Annotated in this window: 18 protein-coding genes; 11 read left to right on the forward strand and 7 right to left on the reverse strand. The window is 64.0% G+C overall.

Annotated elements, in window-relative coordinates; genetic code table 11:
* The first annotated feature begins 157 nt into the window (after positions 1–157).
* Complete coding sequence (locus tag ACXAJV_RS13665; protein ID WP_475085980.1) at positions 158–1,258, forward strand: glycoside hydrolase family 3 N-terminal domain-containing protein; 1,101 nt, start codon at positions 158–160, stop codon at positions 1,256–1,258.
* A gap of 170 nt (positions 1,259–1,428) precedes the next feature.
* Here ACXAJV_RS13665 and ACXAJV_RS13670 read toward each other — a convergent pair whose 3' ends face one another.
* From ACXAJV_RS13670 to ACXAJV_RS13680, 3 genes are all read right to left on the reverse strand, one after another.
* A complete protein-coding gene (locus ACXAJV_RS13670; RefSeq protein WP_475085981.1) occupies positions 1,429–3,378 on the reverse strand; it encodes a S9 family peptidase in 1,950 nt (649 codons plus the stop codon).
* 112 nt (positions 3,379–3,490) lie between these two features.
* A complete protein-coding gene (locus ACXAJV_RS13675) occupies positions 3,491–4,465 on the reverse strand; it encodes an aldo/keto reductase (protein ID WP_475085982.1) in 975 nt (324 codons plus the stop codon).
* Positions 4,455–5,093: an EamA family transporter gene (locus ACXAJV_RS13680; protein ID WP_475086006.1), complete on the reverse strand. Its 639-nt coding sequence runs from the start codon at positions 5,091–5,093 to the stop codon at positions 4,455–4,457. The genes ACXAJV_RS13675 and ACXAJV_RS13680 overlap by 11 nt, the downstream gene beginning before the upstream one ends.
* Positions 5,094–5,361: 268 nt before the next feature.
* Between ACXAJV_RS13680 and ACXAJV_RS13685 the strand changes: the two genes are divergently transcribed.
* Complete coding sequence (locus ACXAJV_RS13685) at positions 5,362–5,940, forward strand: Lrp/AsnC family transcriptional regulator (RefSeq protein WP_475085983.1); 579 nt, start codon at positions 5,362–5,364, stop codon at positions 5,938–5,940.
* A 213-nt stretch (positions 5,941–6,153) separates the two neighbouring features.
* Here ACXAJV_RS13685 and groL read toward each other — a convergent pair whose 3' ends face one another.
* Complete coding sequence (groL, locus tag ACXAJV_RS13690) at positions 6,154–7,800, reverse strand: chaperonin GroEL (RefSeq protein WP_475085984.1); 1,647 nt, start codon at positions 7,798–7,800, stop codon at positions 6,154–6,156.
* A 54-nt stretch (positions 7,801–7,854) separates the two neighbouring features.
* Positions 7,855–8,145: a co-chaperone GroES gene (gene groES, locus ACXAJV_RS13695; protein WP_475085985.1), complete on the reverse strand. Its 291-nt coding sequence runs from the start codon at positions 8,143–8,145 to the stop codon at positions 7,855–7,857.
* A gap of 269 nt (positions 8,146–8,414) precedes the next feature.
* Between groES and ACXAJV_RS13700 the strand changes: the two genes are divergently transcribed.
* The 3 genes from ACXAJV_RS13700 to ACXAJV_RS13710 all read left to right on the forward strand — a co-directional run bounded on the left by ACXAJV_RS13700 (position 8,415) and on the right by ACXAJV_RS13710 (position 11,542).
* Positions 8,415–9,086: a YiaD family glycine zipper/OmpA-like lipoprotein gene (locus ACXAJV_RS13700; protein ID WP_475085986.1), complete on the forward strand. Its 672-nt coding sequence runs from the start codon at positions 8,415–8,417 to the stop codon at positions 9,084–9,086.
* A 340-nt stretch (positions 9,087–9,426) separates the two neighbouring features.
* Positions 9,427–10,644, forward strand: coding sequence for an EAL domain-containing protein (locus tag ACXAJV_RS13705; RefSeq protein WP_475085987.1), 1,218 nt, complete (start codon positions 9,427–9,429; stop codon positions 10,642–10,644).
* A 49-nt stretch (positions 10,645–10,693) separates the two neighbouring features.
* Positions 10,694–11,542: a TIGR01459 family HAD-type hydrolase gene (locus ACXAJV_RS13710; protein ID WP_475085988.1), complete on the forward strand. Its 849-nt coding sequence runs from the start codon at positions 10,694–10,696 to the stop codon at positions 11,540–11,542.
* A gap of 24 nt (positions 11,543–11,566) precedes the next feature.
* Here ACXAJV_RS13710 and ACXAJV_RS13715 read toward each other — a convergent pair whose 3' ends face one another.
* Complete coding sequence (locus ACXAJV_RS13715) at positions 11,567–12,310, reverse strand: protein phosphatase CheZ (protein WP_475085989.1); 744 nt, start codon at positions 12,308–12,310, stop codon at positions 11,567–11,569.
* 6 nt (positions 12,311–12,316) lie between these two features.
* A complete protein-coding gene (locus tag ACXAJV_RS13720; RefSeq protein ID WP_475085990.1) occupies positions 12,317–12,703 on the reverse strand; it encodes a response regulator in 387 nt (128 codons plus the stop codon).
* Between the two features lie 123 nt (positions 12,704–12,826).
* Between ACXAJV_RS13720 and ACXAJV_RS13725 the strand changes: the two genes are divergently transcribed.
* The 6 genes from ACXAJV_RS13725 to mutL all read left to right on the forward strand — a co-directional run bounded on the left by ACXAJV_RS13725 (position 12,827) and on the right by mutL (position 20,723).
* Positions 12,827–13,270, forward strand: a complete 444-nt coding sequence (locus ACXAJV_RS13725; protein WP_475085991.1) for a MaoC family dehydratase — start codon at positions 12,827–12,829, stop codon at positions 13,268–13,270.
* A gap of 7 nt (positions 13,271–13,277) precedes the next feature.
* Entirely contained in the window at positions 13,278–14,222 is a 945-nt protein-coding gene (locus ACXAJV_RS13730) for a bifunctional riboflavin kinase/FAD synthetase (RefSeq protein ID WP_475085992.1), read from the forward strand.
* A 181-nt stretch (positions 14,223–14,403) separates the two neighbouring features.
* The gene (ileS, locus tag ACXAJV_RS13735) at positions 14,404–17,376 is read left to right on the forward strand and encodes an isoleucine--tRNA ligase (protein WP_475085993.1); all 2,973 of its coding nucleotides are present in this window, start codon (positions 14,404–14,406) and stop codon (positions 17,374–17,376) included.
* Positions 17,369–17,968, forward strand: a complete 600-nt coding sequence (gene lspA, locus ACXAJV_RS13740) for a signal peptidase II (RefSeq protein WP_475085994.1) — start codon at positions 17,369–17,371, stop codon at positions 17,966–17,968. The genes ileS and lspA overlap by 8 nt, the downstream gene beginning before the upstream one ends.
* Before the next feature lie 74 nt (positions 17,969–18,042).
* Positions 18,043–18,591: a DUF3035 domain-containing protein gene (locus ACXAJV_RS13745; RefSeq protein ID WP_475085995.1), complete on the forward strand. Its 549-nt coding sequence runs from the start codon at positions 18,043–18,045 to the stop codon at positions 18,589–18,591.
* A gap of 239 nt (positions 18,592–18,830) precedes the next feature.
* Positions 18,831–20,723, forward strand: a complete 1,893-nt coding sequence (mutL, locus tag ACXAJV_RS13750) for a DNA mismatch repair endonuclease MutL (protein WP_475085996.1) — start codon at positions 18,831–18,833, stop codon at positions 20,721–20,723.
* Positions 20,724–21,314: the final 591 nt, after the last annotated feature.

Below are 21,314 nucleotides of genomic sequence, written 5' to 3' on the forward strand. Positions count from 1 at the left end.
AATCGTGAGCAATCGCGGCAGGGTCAGATTATGCGGTCAAAGAATGCCGGAATTATGCCGGAGCATGACGAATTCGAAACGTCGCGGCCATAGAGGCTTGCCTGCGTGGAGCTGGGTTTGCATGGTCGATGGCAGCGGGGCGTAGCGGGAGTGCGTAATGTTGAGACCGGACCGGCGTGAGATTCTCAAATGGGGTGCGGCAGGCGCCATGGCTGCAGCCTGCCCGGCGGCGCTGGCCGATATCGCGGCGATGCCGCTGGCCCAGCGGGTCGGCCGGATGTTGTTGCTCGGCTTTATCGGTTCGAGTGCCGAGACGGAAGGTGCCGATGTCATCGCCGACCACCTCGCTCATCGGCGGATCGGCGGCGTGCTCTTTCTGCGCCATAATGTTCGCTCGCGCGAAGGCGCAGAGAGCTCGGCCCGGCGGTTCGGCGAGATCGATCCGGCAGCCTGGATGGCGATCGACCAGGAGGGCGGGCTGGTGCAGCGCCTGTCCCGCGATCTGGGCTACACCCACATCCCGCGTGCCATGCAGGTCGCCGAAGCTCGTACACCCGAAGCCGCAGGCGAGCTCTACCGGATGGGGGCGGCTGAATTCCGCGCCGCCGGCTTCAACATGAACTTGGCCCCTGTCGCCGACGTCCACGATCCGGACAATGCCGTGATCGGTCGTCACGGCCGCGCCTACGGTACGGACGGTGCGACGATCGCGGCCTATGCGGCTGCCTTTGTCGAGGCCTATGAGGCCGCCGGTGCCGTCTGCGCCATCAAGCACTTTCCCGGCCATGGCCGGTCGCGCGGCGACAGCCACGACGGGTTTGTCGATATTTCGCAGACCTGGAGCGAGGCCGAACTGGCCCCGTTCGAACAGCTGATCGCCATGGACCGGGCACACATCATCATGGGCGGGCATCTCACCCTTCGCGCCCTCGACCCCAGCGGCGCGCCGGTCACCGTATCACGTCCGATCCTGGAAGGCGTTCTGCGCGAGCGCATGGGCTATCGCGGCGTCATCATGACGGACGATCTCGACATGGGCGCCATCCGCCAGAACTATGATCAGCGCGAGGCCGTGATCCGCTCGATCGAGGCCGGCAATGACATCATCATGCTGTCCAACTCGGCCGCACCGGACCGGGAACTGCCCCAGCGCATCGTCGACTGGGTCATCGCCGCGATTTCCGAGGGCCGGCTGACGGAGGCGCGGATTGACGCCTCCGTGGCGCGCCTGGATGTGCTGCGGGCGCGGGTGGCTTAGGGGCGCGATACCCTCTTCTTCTCTACCGTCATCCCCCGGCTTGTCCGGGGGACCTCGTCCATCCTGTTTGTGGACCGCGCGCCTGTTATCTCGGTGAAATCGCCACGTCGTGAGTTGAGGTCCCCCGGACAAGCCGGGGGATGACGGAGTGTGGGAGCTGAAAGGGGAGCCTACTCCTCCTCCGCCTCACCCGTCAGATACGTATCCAGAAAGCTCACATACGCCTCCGATGCCGCAATCCGGTTTTCCCGGCGGCGGAAGCCGTGGCCCTCATCGGGGAAGAGCACGTATTCCACCGGCACGCCGTTGGCCTCGACGGCGGCCACAAGCTCGTCGCTTTCCACCTGAAGGACACGGGGGTCATTGGCTCCCTGCACGACCAGAAGCGGCTTGGTGACATTCTCGGCATGGAAGAGCGGCGAGATGGCACGGTGACGTTCGGCATCGGTCGCCGGATCGCCCATCTCGTCATAGAGCGCTTCGCGGAAGCTTTCCCACCAGGGCGGGATGGATTCGAGTGTGCGCACCCAGTTGGTGACGCCGAAAATGTTGATCCCGACCTCGAAGGCATCGGGATGGAAGGTGAGGGCGGCGGCGGTCATGAAGCCGCCATAGGAGCCGCCGATCACGCCGACCTGATCGGCATCGACCCAGTCCTGCTGGCGCAGCCACTCGCCAGCCGAGACGATGTCCATCAGGTCTTCCTCGCCATGGCGGCGGTCATCCAGATGGAAGAAGGTCTTCCCGTAGCCCGACGAGCCGCGATTATTGGCCGCGTAGACGGCATAGCCGTGATTGACCAGGTGCTGGATGGTTGCGGAATAGCCGATCCGGCTTTGCCCGCCGGGGCCGCCATGCACCCAGACCAGGGCCGGGACGGGATTGTCTGCATCCGCCCCGTGCGGCCGGTAGAGAATGCCGGGAATCTCCAGCCCGTCAAAACTGTCGAAGCGCACCACTTCGGCCTCGACCATCTCGTCCTCGGAAATGGCCGGATTGAGCGCCTGGGTGAGCTGGGCATGATCGCCATCCGCCAAATCGACCACGTGCACGTTCGAGGGGGAGGTGGAGCTGTTGATCAGGAAGGCGATGCGGGTTTCGTCGCGCGAGAAGCGCACCGAACCGATATCGCCGGCCGGCAGGTCCGGCAGACCGACGGCCTCACCGCTCTCGGTTTCCACCAGGCTTACCGCCGTGCGGGCATCCTCATTGATGCCGGAAACCCGGTAGCGGCCGGAGGGGGAGTAGGTGACGAAGGACACGTCCCAGCCGGCGGTGATCAGCGGTTCCCGTTCGCCGCTCTCCAGCGTGTGCGTCCAGGCCTGATTGAACTCGCCGTGCTCGTCGGTGGCATAGACGAGGGCGGCGCTGTCCGGCGTGAAAGTGTAGACGCCATAGGCGATATTGCCCTCATGTTCGGTGATGAGTTGTGGCGTCGGGTCATCGGCGGCAAGGTCGACGAGGAGAATGTCACTGTCGGCGGAGGTGCGGTTGTGCACCAGGGCCAGCCAGCGCCCGTCCGGGCTGACATCGCCGATCTGCAGCGCATCGGTATTCTCGAACACGTAGCTGCTCTCATAGGAGAGCGTGTCATGGGCGTAGATGTCGAAGGCGGCCTGGTCACGCTCATTCGTGGCGATCCAGATGTCGCTGCCATCGGGCGACCAGCCGATGAATTGCGCCTTCACATTCTCACCGGGGGTGAGGTCGGTCAGACGGCCGTCGAGTTCGCGCACGAAGACATGGCTCAGCTCGTCACCGCCATTGTCGGCCGTAACGAGGGCGCGGTCGTCTGCGGGGAACCAGCTGACGGCGAAGGTGGCGTTGGTTTCCGACTGGGTGAGCGCCGCACGCTCGCCGCTTTCCGGATCAAGCGCATAGGCGTTGAAAACGCCGGTCTCGTCCGACGAGATCAGAATGCGGCTGTCATCCGCCGACCAGCCAAAACCGGTCGAAGAGGCCATGCCGAAACTCGTGGTCTGGTGAAAGGTGGCGGCATCGTGCGGTTGGGCGGTGTCCGCTGTATCGGCGTCGGTATTGGCGGTTTCGGGCGCCGGGTTGCAGGCCGCGGCCAAGGCCAGGAATGCCGCGGCCGGCGCGAATTTGAAGATGGTATTCATGGGCTCCCCCTCTGTCGGAGGCAGCATAGCGCGGGAGGCCCGGGTTCGGACACCGGAAACTTGCCGACAAGCGCTTGCGGCGACGCCTGGCGCGGCGAGGCCGGCTCGTCGGCTATGACAGCTCGTCCTCCTCCTCCCGCCGGTCGGTTGCTAGCCCTGGAGCGGGTGTCAGACTGGACAGACGGGCGCGGAGCTCTGAAGACATGTCGATATCGAGGGCGCCCAGGGCGAGGTCCAGTTGATCGACATTGCGGGCACCGACCAGCGGTGATGTCACGGCGGGGTGGGCCATGACCCAGGCGATGGCAAGGCTTGCCGGGGCAACGCCCAATTCTCTGGCTGTCTCCACGAAACGGGCGGTCGCCCCGGTGACCCAGTCGTCCCGATAACGGTCGCGATAGGTGGCCTGCGCCTTCAGTCGTGAATCTTCCGGGATTCCTCCAAGATACTTTCCTGTCAGTACCCCACCGGCCAGCGGTCCGTAGGGCATGACCGCCAGGTCCTGATCGGCGGCCATCGGCAGAAGCTCGCTCTCCGATTGTCGTTTGAGCAAGTTGTACATGGGCTGCAGGCAATGGATTGCGATCCCCAGGTCCTGGGCAATGCGGATCGCCTTCATGGCCTGCCAGGCCGCAAAGTTACTGATGCCGAGATAAAAGAATTTGCCCTGGGCCTGCAGATCCTTCAGGGCCGACAGGCTCTCTTCCAGGGGCGTCTGGTCGTCAAAGGCGTGCATGTAGAAAATATCCACATGGTCCGTGCCCAAACGCGTGAGGCTGGCGTCCAGCGAACGGGTGAGGTGGCGGCGGTTCAGGCCGCGGTCATTCGGCCCCGGTCCCATGGGATAGAAGGCCTTGGTAGCGAGAATAACGTCGTCGCGGTGCTCCTTGACCAGCTCACCCAGAATGCGTTCGGATTCACCCGCCGCATAGACATTCGCCGTGTCAAAAAGATTGATGCCGGCATCGCGGCACCTTGCATACAGCCTGGCGCATTCGGCGGCGTCGGCACCATCGCCGAATGTCATCGTTCCGAAGCTGAGAGGGGCGGTCCGGATTCCGGTCCGGCCTAGTCGTTTATGCGGCATCGTCGGTAGTCTCCTTGCATGCGGCGGTCGATTGCGGGGTGTGAAGCGCGACGCCGGTCATCACGAGAGCGATGCCGAGCAGGTCGCGCACGCTGGGGATCTGGGCCAGCACGATGGCGGCGATGAGGGTTGCGAGTGCCGGTAGCAGGGAGAGCATCAGGGCGAAGCTCGCCCGTGGCAGGCGTGACATGGCCAGCTGGTCGCACGTGTAGGGAATGACCGAGGAGCAGATGCCGACGCCTATCCCGGCCAATAGTAATTGCGGCGCGCCGAAGACGTGCAGGGCCTGGATGAGGCCGACCGGGAACAAAAGCAGCAGGGCGATGGCCATGGCCGCTCCGAGATGCTCGACGCCGCTGCCGGCACCCGCTTCAGCGGCCTTGTGCCCGAGAATGACATAGACTGCGAAGAGGGCCGCATTCAGGGTGGACCAGAGCAGGCCTGCAGGGTTGTTGACCCACGCGATATCGATCAGGAGCAGGATCCCGCATATCACGAGGATCAGCGCTCCGAGATTGCGCCATGTGCGGACGCCGTAGAGCGCGACCGCCAGCACCGCCAAGAACTCCATGGCTGCGACCAGACTCATCGGCAGACGGTCGAGTGCGAGATAGAAGGATGTGTTCATCACGGCGAGGCATGCGCCCAGGCCAATGAGCAGGAACCGTGTCCGAGCATCAGCGTGCAGGAATGTGCGCCAGGGGCGGGTTAGGGGCGCAAAAACAGCGGCTGCGGTTGCGATCCGGAGCCAGGCAACACCCAGAATGCCGACGCTCGGGAAGAGCATGACGGCGAAGGCCGGTCCGAGATAATGGAATACCGCGCTGATCCCGAACCAGGTTTGGGGTGGGAGGCGGTAGCAAGCCGTCTGAAAACGTGGGGAGGGGGGAGACGTCATGAAGGCCCTTCTTTATCCGTATCTTAGAAGGGCCGATTGCGCCGTTATATGGCATTCGTTAGGGTTCTGGTCTGGAAGTCTGGCTCTTTCGAAGGTTTTGGGGATGAATCGCCTTAATTATAAGAATGGTTCGCTTGACCTGGCTGATGCCAGGATACTGAAAATCCTGTCGGAAAACGCTCGGACCTCGACGGCAGAGATCGGTCGCCGCATCGGTCTGTCCTCGCCCAGCACAGCAGAACGCGTGCGCCGCCTTGAAGAAGCCGGCGTGATCCGGGGGTATCGCGCGGACATCGACCCTCAGGCGCTGGGCTATGCCGCCTCAGCCTGGCTCAGCATCCGCCCGGTTCCCGGCGAACTGGCCAGGGTCGCAGCGCTTCTGCAGGACATTCCCGAAATCACGCAATGCGAGCGCGTTACCGGCGAGGACTGTTTCCTGGCGAAGGTGCACGTACGTGAGGTCACGGATCTGGAAACGGTGATCGACCGGATCATTCCTTACGCGATGACGCGAACGTCGGTCATCCAGTCGGTGAAGGTCGAACAGCGCCTGCCCCCCGTCATCCCGGACGAATAGAGCATACAGAAAAGGCCCGCTCCATTGGAGCGGGCCTCTCTTGTCTGAGCCAGGCTCAGGCGGATGACGACATCATGCCGCCCCCGCAGACCGGCTTGCCGGTCTGCTCACCTTTCGATGATGGGCGGCTTTATGATGTTTTACATCATGCCGCCCCCGCAGACCGGCTTGCCGGTCTGCTCACCTCTCGATGATGGGCGGCTTTATGATGTTTTACATCATGCCGCCCATGCCACCCATGCCGCCCATGTCGGGCATGCCGCCGCCGGCGCCTTCTTCCTTCGGTGCTTCCGCGACGGCAGCTTCCGTCGTGATGAGCAGCGAAGCGACCGAGGCTGCGTCCTGCAGGGCCGTGCGGACGACCTTGGCCGGATCGATCACGCCGAAGGCCAGCATGTCGCCGTACTCTTCGGTCTGGGCGTTGAAGCCGAAGGTCGCGCTGGAGTTTTCCATGACCTTGCCGACCACGATCGAGCCTTCGACACCGGAGTTTTCCGAGATCTGGCGGATCGGAGCTTGCAGGGCGCGAGCGATGATCGCGATACCCTGGGTCTGGTCGGGATTGTCGCCTTCCAGGCCGGCCAGCTTGGCCGAGGCCTTCAGCAGGGCGACGCCGCCGCCCGGCACGATGCCTTCTTCCACCGCAGCGCGGGTGGCGTTCAGGGCGTCGTCAACGCGGTCCTTCTTTTCTTTCACTTCGATCTCGGTGGCACCGCCGACCTTGATCACGGCGACACCGCCGGCGAGCTTCGCCAGGCGTTCCTGCAGCTTCTCGCGATCATAGTCCGAAGTGGTTTCCTCGACCTGGCGGCGGATCTGGCCGACGCGGGCCTCGATGTCGGCCTTGGCGCCAACGCCGTCGACGATCGTCGTGTCATCCTTGGTGATGTTGACGCGCTTGGCCGAGCCCAGCATGTCGAGCGTCACCGTTTCCAGCTTGATGCCGAGGTCTTCAGAGATGACCTGGCCGCCGGTCAGGATGGCGATGTCTTCCAGCATGGCCTTGCGGCGATCGCCGAAGCCCGGAGCCTTCACGGCGGCGATCTTCAGGCCACCGCGCAGCTTGTTGACCACGAGGGTGGCCAGCGCTTCGCCTTCGACATCTTCCGCGATGATCAGCAGCGGACGGCCGGACTGCACCACCGATTCCAGGATCGGCAGCATCGGCTGCAGCGAGGTCAGCTTCTTTTCGAAGAGCAGGATGTAGGGCTCTTCCAGCTCGGCCTGCATCTTGTCGGCATCGGTGATGAAGTAGGGCGACAGGTAGCCGCGGTCGAACTGCATGCCTTCGACGACATCCAGCTCGGTCTCGAGAGACTTGGCTTCCTCGACCGTGATCACGCCTTCATTGCCGACCTTGGCCATGGCCTTGGCGATCATCTCGCCGATTTCCGTGGCGCCGTTGGCGGAGATGGTGCCGACCTGGGCGACTTCGTCAGAGCCCTTGATCGGGGTGGCGATCGACTTGATGTCCTCGATGACCAGGGCGACGGCCTTGTCGATACCGCGCTTCAGGTCCATCGGGTTCATGCCGGCGGCAACCGACTTCATGCCTTCGCGGACGATGGACTGGGCCAGGACCGTGGCGGTCGTGGTGCCGTCGCCGGCGACGTCATTCGTCTTCGAGGCCACTTCGCGCAGCATTTGCGCGCCCATGTTCTCGAACTTGTCGGCCAGTTCGATTTCCTTCGCGACGGAGACGCCGTCCTTCGTGGTGCGCGGAGCGCCGAAGGACTTCTCGATCACGACATTGCGGCCTTTCGGGCCGAGCGTGACTTTCACGGCGTTGGCGAGGATGTCGACGCCGCGCAGCATGCGTTCGCGGGCATCGGTGCCGAAATGTACGTCTTTAGCAGCCATTGCTTTATTCCTGTGTGTTGGATGTCTCGAGGGATCTTCGGAAGAGCGGCCGCCTTAGGCGCCCATGATGCCGAGGATGTCGGATTCTTTCATGATCAGGAGTTCTTCGCCGTTCAGCGTGACTTCGGTGCCCGACCACTTGCCGAACAGGATGCGGTCACCGGCTTTCACGTCGAGCGGACGGACCGAGCCGTCTTCCTTGATCGCGCCGCCGCCGACGGCGACGATTTCGCCTTCCTGGGGCTTTTCCTTGGCCGTATCCGGGATGATGATCCCGCCCTTGGTCGTGGACTCTTCTTCGACGCGCTTCACCAGCACGCGGTCGTGCAGAGGACGAAAGGTCATCTTGGTCTATCTCCAAAAAGAGGACTGTGGTTCCTGGCAGGGCCGCGGTTTAGCACTCACCTTGGCCGACTGCTAACAGCGGGCAGATAAGGGGCAGGACCCGGAGCGTCAAGAGGCGCTGATTGCAAAAAATGCGATTGCGCGCAGCACCGCGCGAACGAATCCCGGTCATCGCGCGTTCATCTGATGGACCATACATCCGACGTTGCAACGCCTGTCACATTTCAGGTTATGATCGCAACCGGTTGCGTAGCTGAGAGGGAAACCCGATGAAACTTCGCACTGCAGTCGTCACGAGCCTGGCGGCGCTGGCGGTAACCGCCTGCACCACCACTGATCCCTATACCGGCGAGACCCGCCCCAATTACACCGGGCGCGGCGTGCTCCTGGGTGCCGCCGCAGGCGCGGCCCTGGGCTATCTCACCAATACCAATGACAGCGAGGAAGGTCGCACCAACGCCCTGATCGGCGCCGGTGTCGGTGCGCTGGCCGGCGGTGCCATCGGCAATTACATGGACCGTCAGGAGACGGCCATGCGCGAGGCGCTGAGCGATACCGGCGTGGGCGTGCGCCGTGAAGGCAATGATCTTCGCCTGATCATGCCGGGCGATGTCACCTTTGCCACCAATTCGTCCGACATCCAGGGCCAGTTCTACGGCATTCTGAGCGACGTCTCGACGGTGCTGAACCGCTATCCGGCGACCTATGTGGACGTGGTCGGACATGCCGACTCGACCGGTCCGGCGGACTACAACCAGACGCTTTCGGAGAACCGGGCGCTGTCTGTTGCCAACTACCTGATCGCCCAGGGTGTGATGCGCGACCGTTTCTATGTTGCCGGCATGGGCGAGCGCTCGCCGATCGCGTCGAATGACACGCCGTCGGGCCGCCAGCAGAACCGCCGCGTGGAAATCCTGATCCGTCCCCACACGACTTCTTAGGGGTTTCTTCCCCACGCCAGTGGGGAAGTGGGCCGATGCGGCGCATCGGGTCGAAGGGGGCGCGGCCACAGGCCGCGAAAAGTGCCGGCCCAAGGTATTCCGCCGCTACGGCGGCGGCCCCTCCACCGCTTCGCGGTTCCCCTCCCCAACAGGTTGGGGAGGAAAGACATTCAAGCGGCCCGCTTCGGCGGGCCGTTTTAGTTTATGCATTCCAATAAAGATCAATATGTTGGATAGATATCCCGAGTTAGGGTTTACCTTCGTTAACCAAACGACAACCGGCAGCGACGCAGATTAACCTTCAAGCATTCGTGACGATTCGCTGCATCGGAAGGCCAGCATGCCCCGCGCGCTCGATATTCTTATCCTCATGACCTACGTCGCCATCGCGACCGTGGCCGCGATCGGTTTCGAGCGGCTCGGCCTGATGTCGGGCATGACTGCCTGGATGATGGGAGCGATTGTCTTCATCGTGGCCGGAATGGCCCATTCCGCAGCGTCGCGCTCGCAGGAGCGTCGAGTGCTGGAAAAGGAAATCCACAGCCTCAAGGCCTCCAATCTGGCACTCGCCGAGGAATTTCAAGCGGCCCAGAAGCGGATCGACGCAATCACCGACGATCTGCGCGCCGAAGCGGTCGAGCGCGACAATGCGCTGGTGCATGAGGTGAAGGTGCTGGAAGACCTGGTCCGCCGTGTCGGCGGTCCGCGCGAGGTCGATACCCGCACCGGTGCCGGACAAGCCGCGAGCGGTGGCTCGACCGATATCGACACCGTACGTGATGCGCTCAGCGCCAACCGGGTCGATCTCTATCTCCAGCCCGTCGTTACGCTGCCGCAACGCCGCGTCGCCTTCTATGAGGGCTATACCCGGCTGCGCGATGCGACCGGTCGTGTGCTGACACCGGCTTCCTTCATCGCCGCCGCGGAAGAGGCCGGCGTGATGACCGAGGTCGACAATCTTCTCCTGTTCCGCTGCGTGCAGATTGTACGCCGCCTCACCGGCCAGGACCGCAAGGTCGGCATCTTCTGCAATGTTTCGCTGAACTCGCTCTCGGATGAGGACTTCTTCCCTGAATTCCTCGACTTCGTCCGCCAGAACAAGGACCTGTCCGGTTCGCTGATCTTCGAGATTTCCCAGCGTGCCTTCGAGGAGCGCGATGCGATCGCAGCTCGCAACATGGCCCGCATGGCCGATTTCGGTTTCCGTTTCTCCGTCGACCAGATCAGTCATGTCGATCTCGATCTGAGCGAGATGGAGCGCGCCGGCGTGCGCTTTGTAAAGATCGGCGGCGCGCGCCTGCTCGATGCGATCAGCAATTACGAATCGATCGCCGGCTATGAGTCGGGCTCGATCGCTCACGAGGATCTGGCAGGTCTGTTCGCACGCCACGGTATCGAGCTGATCGTCGACAAGATCGAGACCGAGAACACGGTTGTTGAAGTGCTCGAGCTCGATGTTGCCTATGGGCAGGGGCACCTCTTCGGCGAGCCGCGTCCGGTTCGCGATGACGTGCTGGAAGAGACCGGCCAGCAGCCAGCGGTCCGCCTGGTCGGCTGAGGCGGACGCGGCGATTGACCTTCGCGGCCGCCCCTGCTTCAAGCGCCGCATGACCGGTTTTCCCCGCCTTGGTGCGCTGCGCGATCACTACGATACTCTTTATTGCGACGTCTGGGGTGTGATCCGGGACGGCAAGGCGCTTCTGCCCGAAGCTGTTGCCGCGCTGCAGGCCTTCCGGCGCTCGGGCGGTGCTGTCTGCCTCGTCTCCAACTCGCCGCGCCGCAGCCCCAGCCTGGCGACCATGCTCGCCCAGATGGGCCTGCCGGAAGATGCGACCGATGCGATGGCGACGTCCGGCGATGCCATCCATGCCGAACTGGTCGCACGCACGCCGGGCCGCGCCTGGCGGATCGGCCCCGATCACGATCTGGGCCTTTATGACGGGCTGGATATCACCTTCACCGATGTCGGCGACGCTGATTTCATCACCTGCACCGGCCCGGATGATTACTGGAAGGGCACGCCGGACGACTATGCCGACCGGTTGGCGGTCGCGCTGGAGCGTGACCTCGACCTGGTGTGTGCCAATCCGGACATCGTGGTGCAGGCGGGCGACCGCCTGATTTTCTGCGCCGGCGCGATTGCGCGGCGGTATCGCGAGATGGGCGGGACGAGCGTGGTGGCCGGAAAGCCGCACAAGCCGATCTATGACCTCGCCCGGACGGCGCTCCAGGAGCGGGGTTTCACGGTTGAACCGGAGCGGGTTCTCGCCATCGGCGACGGACCGGAAACCGACGTGGCGGGCGCCACCCGTATCGGCGTCGACGCGCTGTTCATTGCCGACGGTATTCTGGGCGCCGACATGAAAAGCGACGGCTTCGATGAAGAAGCCGTCGCCCGCGCACTCGATGAGTATGGCGTCTCGGCGCGATGGCTGGCGCCGAGACTTGTCTGGTAGATCCGGGCTCTTTGAGCCCCGTCCTTAATCGAACAGCGAGTCGATCGAGGACTGGTCGAGGTCCGGTGCCGCACCGCCGGCGTCGGCGAACATGGCATCGATATCGTCCTGGCTCGTTTCCGGACCGCCGATGGCAGGACCGTTGAGCAGGTTCTTCTCGGCCCGGGCCTTTTCGGCCTTCTCGGCTTCGGATTCGTAACCGTCGGCATCGCGCACGCCCATCACTTCGGCAAAGCGCGAGACGCGGCTTTCCACGTGACGAAGCGAGTTGACCACCTTGGAGACGCGCTGACCGGCCAGGTCCTGGAAGGAACACGCTTCGATGATCGTCATCATGCGCGCTTCCACATTGGCCCGGTATTCGTCGTAATCAGCAGCGTCCTCACACAGCACGGCTTCAGCCGCGCTCATGATCGTCTCGGTCGCCTTCTCCGTGTCGCCCACGACGGCTTCCAGTTCGACACCGGCCGAGGGGATGCGCTCGGACTTGATATCGTTGGGTCGAAGGGCCGAAATCTCATCGCGGGTGCGCGAGATATAGTCGGCGATATAGTTGAATTCCTGACAGATCGACTGGTCGAGGGAGCTGAAGAACAGCTTCATCGTATCCGTCAGCTGGTGAGCCAGCTTCAGGACTTCCATGATCTGTGCGTCCTTCAGGTCGCTGGCCTTCAGTGAAGCCAGGGACGTGCGGACTTGCGCAGCAACATTGGCGGCGGGCATGGGGCCCTCCTTCCTTATGGTCTCGATCGGCGAAACGGCGGTCATGGACTCCTAGAAGTCGCCGAGGACCGCGGACATTTTCGCCTTCAGCGTACCGGCGTTGAAGGGTTTCACGATGTAGTTGTTCACACCGGCGCGCTTGGCCGCGACCACGTTCTCGGTCTTGGACTCTGCGGTCACCATGATGAAGGGGGTGGCCTTCATGGACTCGTCGGCCCGCACCTTCTGAAGCAGCTCGTAGCCGGTCATCGGTTCCATATTCCAGTCGGAAATAACCAGACCGTACTTGTTCTTTTGCATCTTCTCATACGCTTCCTGGCCGTCAGAGGCCTCGTCCACGTTTTCGAAGCCAATCTGCTTGAGCAGGTTGCGAATGATACGGATCATGGTCTTGTAGTCGTCCACAACCAGGATCGGCATCGTCATATCGACAGCCATGCGTAGTCTCCATCCACTCGGTGCGTTACACTTGGGTGACGGCTTGTTTTGCCGTCTTCAGCGATGACCCTAGACAATCGCCGATAAAAATCGGTTAAAGCGGTTGCAAAGAGGGAGTCGCTCATGGCGGAAGTGCTCGGTATCGCTCTGGAAGAAATGGAAATTGGCCAATCGGCAGAGGCGGTTAGAACCGTTACCGAGGCCGATCTGGACATGTTTGCCAAAGTCTCTGGCGACTATAACCCCGTGCATATGGATGAAGAGTTCGCCCGCGCGACGCCGTTTCGCGGCCGGATTGCGCACGGTGCTCTGGTTGCGTCCTACATTTCCGGCGTGCTCGGAAACCAGCTGCCGGGGCCGGGGGCAATCTTCCTCGGGTTGAACATGCGCTTCTTCCATCCCGTTCGGATCGGCGATGAAGTGGTGACCCGGGTGTCGGTCAAATCGGTCGATCTGAAAGCCCGCAAGGCCGTGATGGAGTGTGTGTGCCAGGTCAATGGCAATGTGACCATGCAGGCCGATGCCGAGGTCATGGTCCGCAAGCGCCGGCGCAAGACAGCGGACTGATCGATTGATGCAGGTCGTCCAAGGTTTCACAACCCTTCCAGAAGACGCCCGCGGCTCGGTCATTGCACTGGGCAATTTCGACGGTGTGCACCAGGGGCACCGGCACGTCATCGCGCTGGCGCGCGCACTGGCGGACGAGACGGACGGAGAACTCGGCGTCGCCCTGTTCGATCCGCATCCGCGCCGCTTCTTTGCGCCGGAGGCGCCTGCCTTTCGCCTGATGAGTGCGCACCGCCGCAATCTCACGCTGGCAGCGCTGGACGTGAAGCGCCTGCATATCCTGCCCTTCGATGCGGCCATGGCAAAGATGACGCCGCGGCAGTTCGTCGAGACGGTGCTGGTTGAGGGGCTCGGTGTGAAGGGTGTCGTCACCGGTGCCGATTTCCGCTTCGGTGCCGGGCGTGCCGGATCGACCGGCGATCTGGAACGCCTGTGCGCTGAACACGGTATCCGCACGGCCTTTGCCGAGCTGCATGGCAATGGCGCCGACAAGGTCTCCTCGACCCGGATCCGCAAGGCCATCCTCGATGGCGACATGAAAGCCGCCGAGACTCTGCTGGGCGCGCCCTGGGCTGTCGAGGGCGTCGTGAAACATGGCGATGCGCGTGGCCGCACGATCGGTTTCCCGACTGCCAATCTGACCCTGGGCGACTACGCGCGTCCGGCCTATGGCGTCTACGCTGTGCGGGCCGGGATCGATGGCGAGGCTCCGACGCGGCCGGGTGTCGCCAATTTCGGCAAGCGCCCCACAGTCGATGGCGCCACCGAATTGCTGGAAATCCATCTCTTCGATTTTGCCGGCGATCTCTACGACAGGACGCTGGAGGTCGCGTTCCACGCATTCCTGCGTCCGGAACGCCGCTTTGACGGGATCGAGGCGCTGAAAGACCAGATCGCCAAGGATGCCCGGGCCGCGCGGGCGACGCTGACCGACGCGTCTGGACCGGCCTGACAGGCTCTGTTACACGCCATGACCATGGTCTGCACATATGTGTTCATACGCCGCGCGGCGCTGATGCCGTCGCTGACGACGGGGCGAATTACCGGCCCGGGCCGCGAGGAATAGATCCGAGCGGTGCCGGGATATGTCCTGCCTTGACCCCTAGACGATCCAGACCGCAAGGACCGATCCGATGACGGATACCCCCGCCGAAAACGGCAATGAGACCGCTTCCCGCGATTATCGCGAAACACTTTTCCTCCCGACCACCGACTTTCCCATGCGCGCCGGCCTGCCGCAGCGCGAACCGGAATGGCTGGAACGCTGGGGCAAGCTCGACCTCTATCGCAAGATGCGTCAACGCGCCGAAGGCCGCGAACGCTTCGTGCTGCACGACGGCCCCCCCTATGCGAACGGGCATATCCATATCGGCACCGGCCAGAACAAGATCCTCAAGGATATCGTTGTCCGCTCGCACCAGATGATGGGCTTTGATGCGCCCTATCGTCCGGGCTGGGACTGCCATGGCTTGCCGATCGAATGGAAGGTCGAGCAGAATTTCCGCGCCAAGGGCCGCAACAAGGACGACATCCCGGTCAAGGAATTCCGCGCCGAATGCCGCGCCTATGCCGAGGAATGGGTGGGTGTGCAGTCCGGTGAGTTCCAGCGCCTGGGCGTGTCCGGCGAGTGGGACGATCCCTATCTCACCATGTCCTTCGACGCCGAAGCGGCAATCGTCGCCGAATTCCTGAAATTCGCCGAGCAGGGCCTGGTGTATTGCGGTTCCGCGCCGGTGATGTGGTCGCCGGTCGAGCAGACCGCGCTGGCCGAGGCCGAGGTCGAGTATCACGACAAGACCTCCACCACGATCCACGTCAAATTCCCGCTGCGGGGTGTGCGCAAAGACGGCACAGCCATCCCGAAGCACTGTATCGGCGCGCATGTGGTGATCTGGACCACCACGCCCTGGACGATCCCGGGCAACCGCGCCATCTGCTTCTCGCCCGAGATCAGCTATGGCCTGTACAAGGTGACCGGTGTCGAGGCCGAGGGCTTCACCCCCTGGGCCATGCCGGGCGATACGCTGATCGTTGCTGACGCCCTGTGGGAAGAGACGGCAAAGGCCGCCAATATTGTCAGCTCGGACCGGCTGGAAACCGTCGACCCGTCCGGCTTCGTGTGCTCGCATCCGCTGGCGGAGGCCGACCGCTACTGGAATTATCCGGTGCCGCTGCTGCCGGGCGAACATGTCACCGACGAGGCCGGTACCGGCTTCGTGCATACTGCGCCCAGCCACGGTGCGGAAGACTATGTCGCGTGGATGTCCTTCCCGGAATGGCATGACAAGCGCGAGGCCGTACCGCACATCGTCGGACCGGACGGTGCCTATTACGACCATATTCCGCTGTTTGCCGGCCTGCACATCATCCGTCTGGACGGCAAGAAGCAGGGCCAGGACGGCCCGGCCAACAAGACGGTGATGGACAAGCTCGTCGAGCTGAACATGCTGCTCGCCCGCGGCCGGCTGGAACACTCCTACCCGCACTCCTGGCGTTCCAAGGCGCCGGTCATCTTCCGCAATACGCCGCAATGGTTCGTCGCCATCGACCGGCCGATGAAGTCCGGCGGCACGCTGCGCGAAAAGGCGCTGGCGGCCATCGCCGAGACGGGCTGGACGCCGAAGGCGGCCGAGAACCGTATCCGCTCAATGGTGGAGCAGCGGCCGGACTGGCTCGTCTCTCGCCAGCGCGCGTGGGGCGTGCCGCTGACCCTGTTCGTGGAGAAGGGCACCACGCGCGTGCTCAATGATCACAAGGTCAATGCCCGCATCATCAAGGCGGTCGCGGAAGACGGCGCCGATGCGTGGTTCGAACGGCCGGCTTCCGAATTCCTCGGCGACGAGTATCCGGCCGACGACTACGAGAAGGTCACCGACATCCTCGATGTCTGGTTTGACAGTGGCTGTACCCACGCCTTCGCGCTGGAGCCGCGGGCGGACCAGAAATGGCCGGCCGATCTTTATCTGGAAGGCTCGGACCAGCACCGCGGCTGGTTCCAGTCCTCGCTGCTGCAAAGCTGCGGGACGCGCGGCCGGGCACCCTACGACAATGTGCTGACCCACGGCTTCGTGATGGCCGGCGACGGGCGCAAGATGTCCAAATCGCTCGGCAATACGCTGGCCCCCAACGAGATTGCCAAGAAGTACGGCATCGAGATCATGCGCCTGTGGGTCGCGGCCCAGGACTTCACTGACGATCTGCGCATCTCCGAGGAGATCCTGCAGACCTCGGTCGATGCCTATCGCAAGATGCGCAACACGCTGCGCTACCTGCTCGGCGCGCTGCACGGTTATGACGAGACGGTCGAGCATCTGCCGCTCGAGCGCATGCCCTCGCTGGAGCGCTGGGTGTTGCACCGGCTGCAGGAACTCGATGGTGTGGTGAAGGCCGGCTATGCCGCCTATGACTTCAAGAAAGTCTATTCCGCCCTGTTCAATTTCTGTGTCGTCGACCTGTCGGCCTTCTATCTCGATGTGCGCAAGGACGCTCTCTATTGCGACCGTCCGGACGCCGACCGCCGCCGCGCCTGCCGCACGGTGATGCATGAGGTTTTCATGCGCCTGACGGCTTGGCTCGCACCGATCATGCCGTTCACGATGGAAGAAGTCTGGCTGTCACGCTTCCCGTCCGAGGATGACAGCGTGCATCTGCGTACCTTCCCGAAAACGCCGCAGGACTGGCACAATGGCGCGCTGGCCGAGAACTGGCGCACCCTGCGCCGCCTGCGCCGCGTGGTGACGGGCGCGCTGGAAGTCGAGCGCCGCGAGAAGCGGATCGGTTCCAGCCTCGAGGCCGCACCGCAAGTCTATGTCGCCGATCCGGCCTACCGCGCGGCGATGAAGGCCGAGGCGCCGGGCGATATCGATGATTTCCTCGCCGAGATCGCCATCACCAGCCAGGCCGTCCTGATCGACGGGGCTGCGCCGGACGGGGCTTTCCGCATTGACGATATCGCGGACATCGCCGTGGTGCCGGGCCGGGCCGAGGGCAGCAAGTGCGCCCGCTCGTGGAAATATTCCACGCAGATCGGGGCGGACAAGCGCTATCCGGAACTCTCGCCGCGCGATGCCGATGCGGTGGCCTACTGGGATGCGGCGCATGGCTGATCTTTGGGGTGAAATCCGGCGTCGCGCGACGGCGTCGCCGGCGCCCCGGATCGGGCTGGGCCTGGCCGTTCTCATCATCGTTCTCGACCAGCTCAGCAAATGGCTGGTCCTCAATGTGCTGAACTTCTCGCCACCGGGATGTCTCGAATTCCAGCGCGCCAGCGGTGTCGAGCGGCTCGCGCTGCCCAATACCTGCGGCCATATCGAGCTCTCGCCCGTCTTCGACCTCACCATGGTGTGGAACAAGGGGGTGAGTTTCGGTCTGTTCGGCGCCGACGGTCCGCTCGGCCGTTTCATCCTGGTCGCGTTTTCGATTGCAGTCGCCTGCCTCCTGATCGCCGGACTTCTGGGCTATGGCCCGGTCAAGGCCGTGCGCCGGCTGCAGGCGGTCGCTTTCGGCTTCATCATCGGCGGCGCGATCGGCAATGCGATTGACCGGACGCTCTATGGCGCCGTCGTCGATTTCCTGAATTTTTCCGACGTCTACTTCCCCTACGTCTTCAATATTGCCGATGTCGGCATCAATCTGGGCGTGGCCGCTGTCATTCTCGACGTGCTGCTCAACGACCGGAAAGATCGCGCGGTAAGATAGGGTGGCAAGCGGGGTGGAGATGAACGCCGCTCTTCGCTAAAACAGGGTTCAAGATTTTACGGAGCTTCGTCGAGATGCGTTTGCGTACTGCTCTTTTGGTGGCCTCTACCGCCGCTTTCGCCCTTACCGGCTGTTCCGGCGTCCGTTCGGCGCTGGGTGCCAACAAGGTCACGCCGGACGAATTCCGCACGGTTACGATCGCACCGCTGACGGTGCCGCCGGAATACAATCTGCGCCCGCCGGCCCCCGGCCAGCCGCGCCCGGACGAGATCTATCCGGACCAGCAGGCGCGTGCCGCGCTGCTCGGCTCTGCCGGCGCCTTTGAAGGCTCCGACGCTGAAGCGCTCCTCGTCGCCCGCGCCGGTGGCGGTGCAGCCGACCCCTTCATCCGCTCGATCATAGACGGTGAAGAGGCCAGCATCGTGCGCAAGTCGCGCGGCTTTGCCGACCGCATCCTGTTCTGGCGCGATGGCGAATACGCCCCGCCGCCGGATGTCGATGCCACGCCGCTCGATCCCGAGCACGAGGCCGAACGCCAGGAGCGGATCCAGAACGTCACCGGCGGTGGCAATGTCGAAATCGAACGCGACCGCCGCCTCCTGCCCAAACTGCCGGGCCTGTAGGACTATCCTGTTCCTGTGATTGGACCGCCGGCGCGCGATTGCGCCCGGCGGTGTCTTCCCCCTCTCCCCGACCCTCTCCCAAGGGAGAGGGAGCAGCGCTTGTGCGCCTCGCGAAACCCCCTTCTCCCCGGGTAGAAGGTGCCCCGAAGGGGCGGATGAGGGGAAAATCAGGTGCCGGCGCTTTCGCCCTGTGGCACCCAGCCCTTGACCGACTCGGGCGGCGTGCCGACCTTGTTGCCATGTCCCTGACCGCTTCCAAGCCGATCATCCGCCGCCTGCCGCCGGAAACCGTCAACCGCATCGCCGCAGGCGAGGTCGTCGAGCGGCCGGCCTCTGTGGTCAAGGAACTCGCCGAGAATGCGCTGGATGCCGGCGCGACGCGGATCGATATCGCCGCCGAGGGCGGCGGTCTGGTGCGGCTCGTGATCGAGGACAACGGCAAGGGGATGAGCGAGGCCGAGCTGGCCCTGTGCATCGAACGTCACGCCACGTCGAAACTCCCCGTCGGCGAGGACGGGCGCGACGATCTTCTCAATATCGGCACCATGGGCTTCCGTGGCGAGGCGCTGCCCTCGATCGGCTCCATTGCGCGCCTGTCCATCACCAGCCAGGCGAAGGGCGAGGGCGATGCCTTCACCATCGGCGTCGAGGGCGGCCAGACCCATGGCACGGCCCCGGCGGCACCGTTGGGCCGCGGCGGCACGCGGATCGAGGTGCGCGATCTCTTCTACGCCACCCCGGCCCGGCTGAAATTCCTCAAGAGCGAGCGCTCGGAAAACCAGGCCATCACCGATGTGGTCAAGCGCCTGGCCATGTCGCGGCCGGATGTCGGCTTTCACCTCACCCTCGACGGGCGCAAGCGTTTCGGCGTTGCCGCCGAACGCGGGGATGAGGCCGAGGCGGGCAAGGCGCGCATGTCGGCCATGCTCGGCGCCGATTTCGGTGACAATGCGCTGGAGGTCGATCAGGAGCGCGAAGGGGTGCGCGTGCACGGTTTTGCCAGCCTGCCGACCTTCTCGCGCGGCTCGGCCCAGCACCAGTATCTCTTCGTCAATGGCCGGCCCGTGCGCGACAAGCTGCTGCACGGCGCGATCCGCGGCGCCTATCAGGATTTCCTCGCCCGCGACCGGCATCCCGTGGTGGCGCTGCATGTCGACCTGCCGACGCATCTGGTCGACGTCAATGTCCACCCGGCCAAGGCCGAGGTCCGCTTCCGCGACGCCGGGCTGGTGCGCGGCCTGATCGTCGGATCGCTGCGTCATGCGCTGGCTGCCGCGGGCCACCGCGCCTCGACCACGGTCGCCGGTTTCGCGCTGGGGCGCGTGCGGCCGGAAGGCGCGCCGCCGCCGGGCCAGCCCTATCAGTCCGCCGCCCATCATGTCGCCGCCTGGGGCCGCCCGCCGGGGCCTGCGGAACCCGTGCAAGGCCAGGTCTTCGATCCGGGCATGTCGGCCCGTGTCGAACCCGATGCGCCCTGGTCGCCGCCGTCCGCGAGCGAACCGGGCCTTGATGTCTCCGATCACCAGGCCCAGACCGCCGCGCCGACACCGGACTGGCCGCTGGGCGTCGCCCGCGCGCAATTGCACGAAACCTATGTCGTCGCCCAGACGCGCGACGGCATTGTCATCGTCGACCAGCACGCCGCCCATGAACGCCTCGTCTATGAACGCATGAAGAAGATGATCGCCGAAACCGGGGTGCAGCGGCAGCAATTGCTGGTGCCCGAGATTGTCGATCTCGACGAGGCCGAGGCGCGCCGCATTCTCGAACGCGCCGACGAGCTGGAAGAACTGGGCCTGGTGGTCGAGGCCTTTGGTCCGGGCGCCGTGGCCGTGCGTGAAACGCCGGCCCTTCTCAAACGCCTCGACGTGCAGGGCCTGATCCGCGACCTCGCCGACGATCTTTCCGAAACCGACCAGGCCCTGTCGCTGAAGGAAAAGCTGGAAGACGTCGTCGGCACGATGGCCTGCCATGGCTCCGTCCGCTCCGGCCGCCGCCTCACCGGTGACGAGATGAATGCCCTCCTGCGCGAGATGGAAGCCACCCCCCATTCCGGCCAGTGCAATCACGGCCGCCCCACCTATGTCGAACTGAAACTCGCCGACATCGAACGGCTGTTCGGGCGGCGGTAGGCAAAATCAGGGCTCGGTTCCTCTTCTCCCCACCTTGAACACCACAACGCCTTCTCCCGCCCGGCCGAAGCGCCGGGACCTACGGGAAGCTCATCGCTTGAAGTGATCTCCGGCCGGTCCCGGATCTGCAGCCTGCCTGCGCAGGCTTTCATCCGGAAAAATGGGAGAGGGAGACAATGCGCTGATGCTTTCCCCGGATTTATTCCGGGGTCTGGCGTCGTTTCAGGCGCAGGCTCCTCCGGGCCCCGGCACGAGGCCGGGGAAAGTGGAGGGAGTGGGGAGAGAAGGCACCAACGCCGCATCAAACACCGTCACCCTGACGAAAGTCAGGGCCCAGTTCATAGATCTGGATTGCCGCAAATACGCACTTATCCCGCACATCGCCGACATTCGGTATGAGCCGCGTTAGCCGAAATTCCGCTTTACGATCTGGGTCCTGACTTTCGTCAGGATGACGGTGCTAGGGGCGTGGCGGGAGATTTATCCCCGCCCGCTCAACTGCGCGTATGCTCGTCAGCGGTTTCCGGGATGGGAGGCATGAGCTCAGTCCCTTGTGCCCGGGAGCGTGCGGAGCTCGTCCGCGCCTGGTGG

Source organism: Maricaulis sp. ABE4_448 (genome assembly GCF_056160825.1).

What these genes read in the sequence shown, in the direction of transcription:
- ACXAJV_RS13670 (WP_475085981.1), bottom strand. Translation starts at nt 3,378, where the DNA reads ATGAATACCATCTTCAAATTCGCGCCGGCCGCGGCATTCCTGGCCTTG.
- ACXAJV_RS13725 (WP_475085991.1), top strand. Translation starts at nt 12,827, where the DNA reads ATGGCGGAAGTGCTCGGTATCGCTCTGGAAGAAATGGAAATTGGCCAA.
- ACXAJV_RS13710 (WP_475085988.1), top strand. Translation starts at nt 10,694, where the DNA reads ATGACCGGTTTTCCCCGCCTTGGTGCGCTGCGCGATCACTACGATACT.
- ACXAJV_RS13745 (WP_475085995.1), top strand. Translation starts at nt 18,043, where the DNA reads ATGCGTTTGCGTACTGCTCTTTTGGTGGCCTCTACCGCCGCTTTCGCC.
- ACXAJV_RS13665 (WP_475085980.1), top strand. Translation starts at nt 158, where the DNA reads ATGTTGAGACCGGACCGGCGTGAGATTCTCAAATGGGGTGCGGCAGGC.
- ACXAJV_RS13680 (WP_475086006.1), bottom strand. Translation starts at nt 5,093, where the DNA reads ATGAACACATCCTTCTATCTCGCACTCGACCGTCTGCCGATGAGTCTG.
- lspA (WP_475085994.1), top strand. Translation starts at nt 17,369, where the DNA reads ATGGCTGATCTTTGGGGTGAAATCCGGCGTCGCGCGACGGCGTCGCCG.
- groES (WP_475085985.1), bottom strand. Translation starts at nt 8,145, where the DNA reads ATGACCTTTCGTCCTCTGCACGACCGCGTGCTGGTGAAGCGCGTCGAA.
- groL (WP_475085984.1), bottom strand. Translation starts at nt 7,800, where the DNA reads ATGGCTGCTAAAGACGTACATTTCGGCACCGATGCCCGCGAACGCATG.
- ileS (WP_475085993.1), top strand. Translation starts at nt 14,404, where the DNA reads ATGACGGATACCCCCGCCGAAAACGGCAATGAGACCGCTTCCCGCGAT.
- ACXAJV_RS13685 (WP_475085983.1), top strand. Translation starts at nt 5,362, where the DNA reads ATGAAGGCCCTTCTTTATCCGTATCTTAGAAGGGCCGATTGCGCCGTT.
- ACXAJV_RS13720 (WP_475085990.1), bottom strand. Translation starts at nt 12,703, where the DNA reads ATGGCTGTCGATATGACGATGCCGATCCTGGTTGTGGACGACTACAAG.
- ACXAJV_RS13705 (WP_475085987.1), top strand. Translation starts at nt 9,427, where the DNA reads ATGCCCCGCGCGCTCGATATTCTTATCCTCATGACCTACGTCGCCATC.
- mutL (WP_475085996.1), top strand. Translation starts at nt 18,831, where the DNA reads ATGTCCCTGACCGCTTCCAAGCCGATCATCCGCCGCCTGCCGCCGGAA.
- ACXAJV_RS13700 (WP_475085986.1), top strand. Translation starts at nt 8,415, where the DNA reads ATGAAACTTCGCACTGCAGTCGTCACGAGCCTGGCGGCGCTGGCGGTA.
- ACXAJV_RS13730 (WP_475085992.1), top strand. Translation starts at nt 13,278, where the DNA reads ATGCAGGTCGTCCAAGGTTTCACAACCCTTCCAGAAGACGCCCGCGGC.
- ACXAJV_RS13675 (WP_475085982.1), bottom strand. Translation starts at nt 4,465, where the DNA reads ATGCCGCATAAACGACTAGGCCGGACCGGAATCCGGACCGCCCCTCTC.
- ACXAJV_RS13715 (WP_475085989.1), bottom strand. Translation starts at nt 12,310, where the DNA reads ATGACCGCCGTTTCGCCGATCGAGACCATAAGGAAGGAGGGCCCCATG.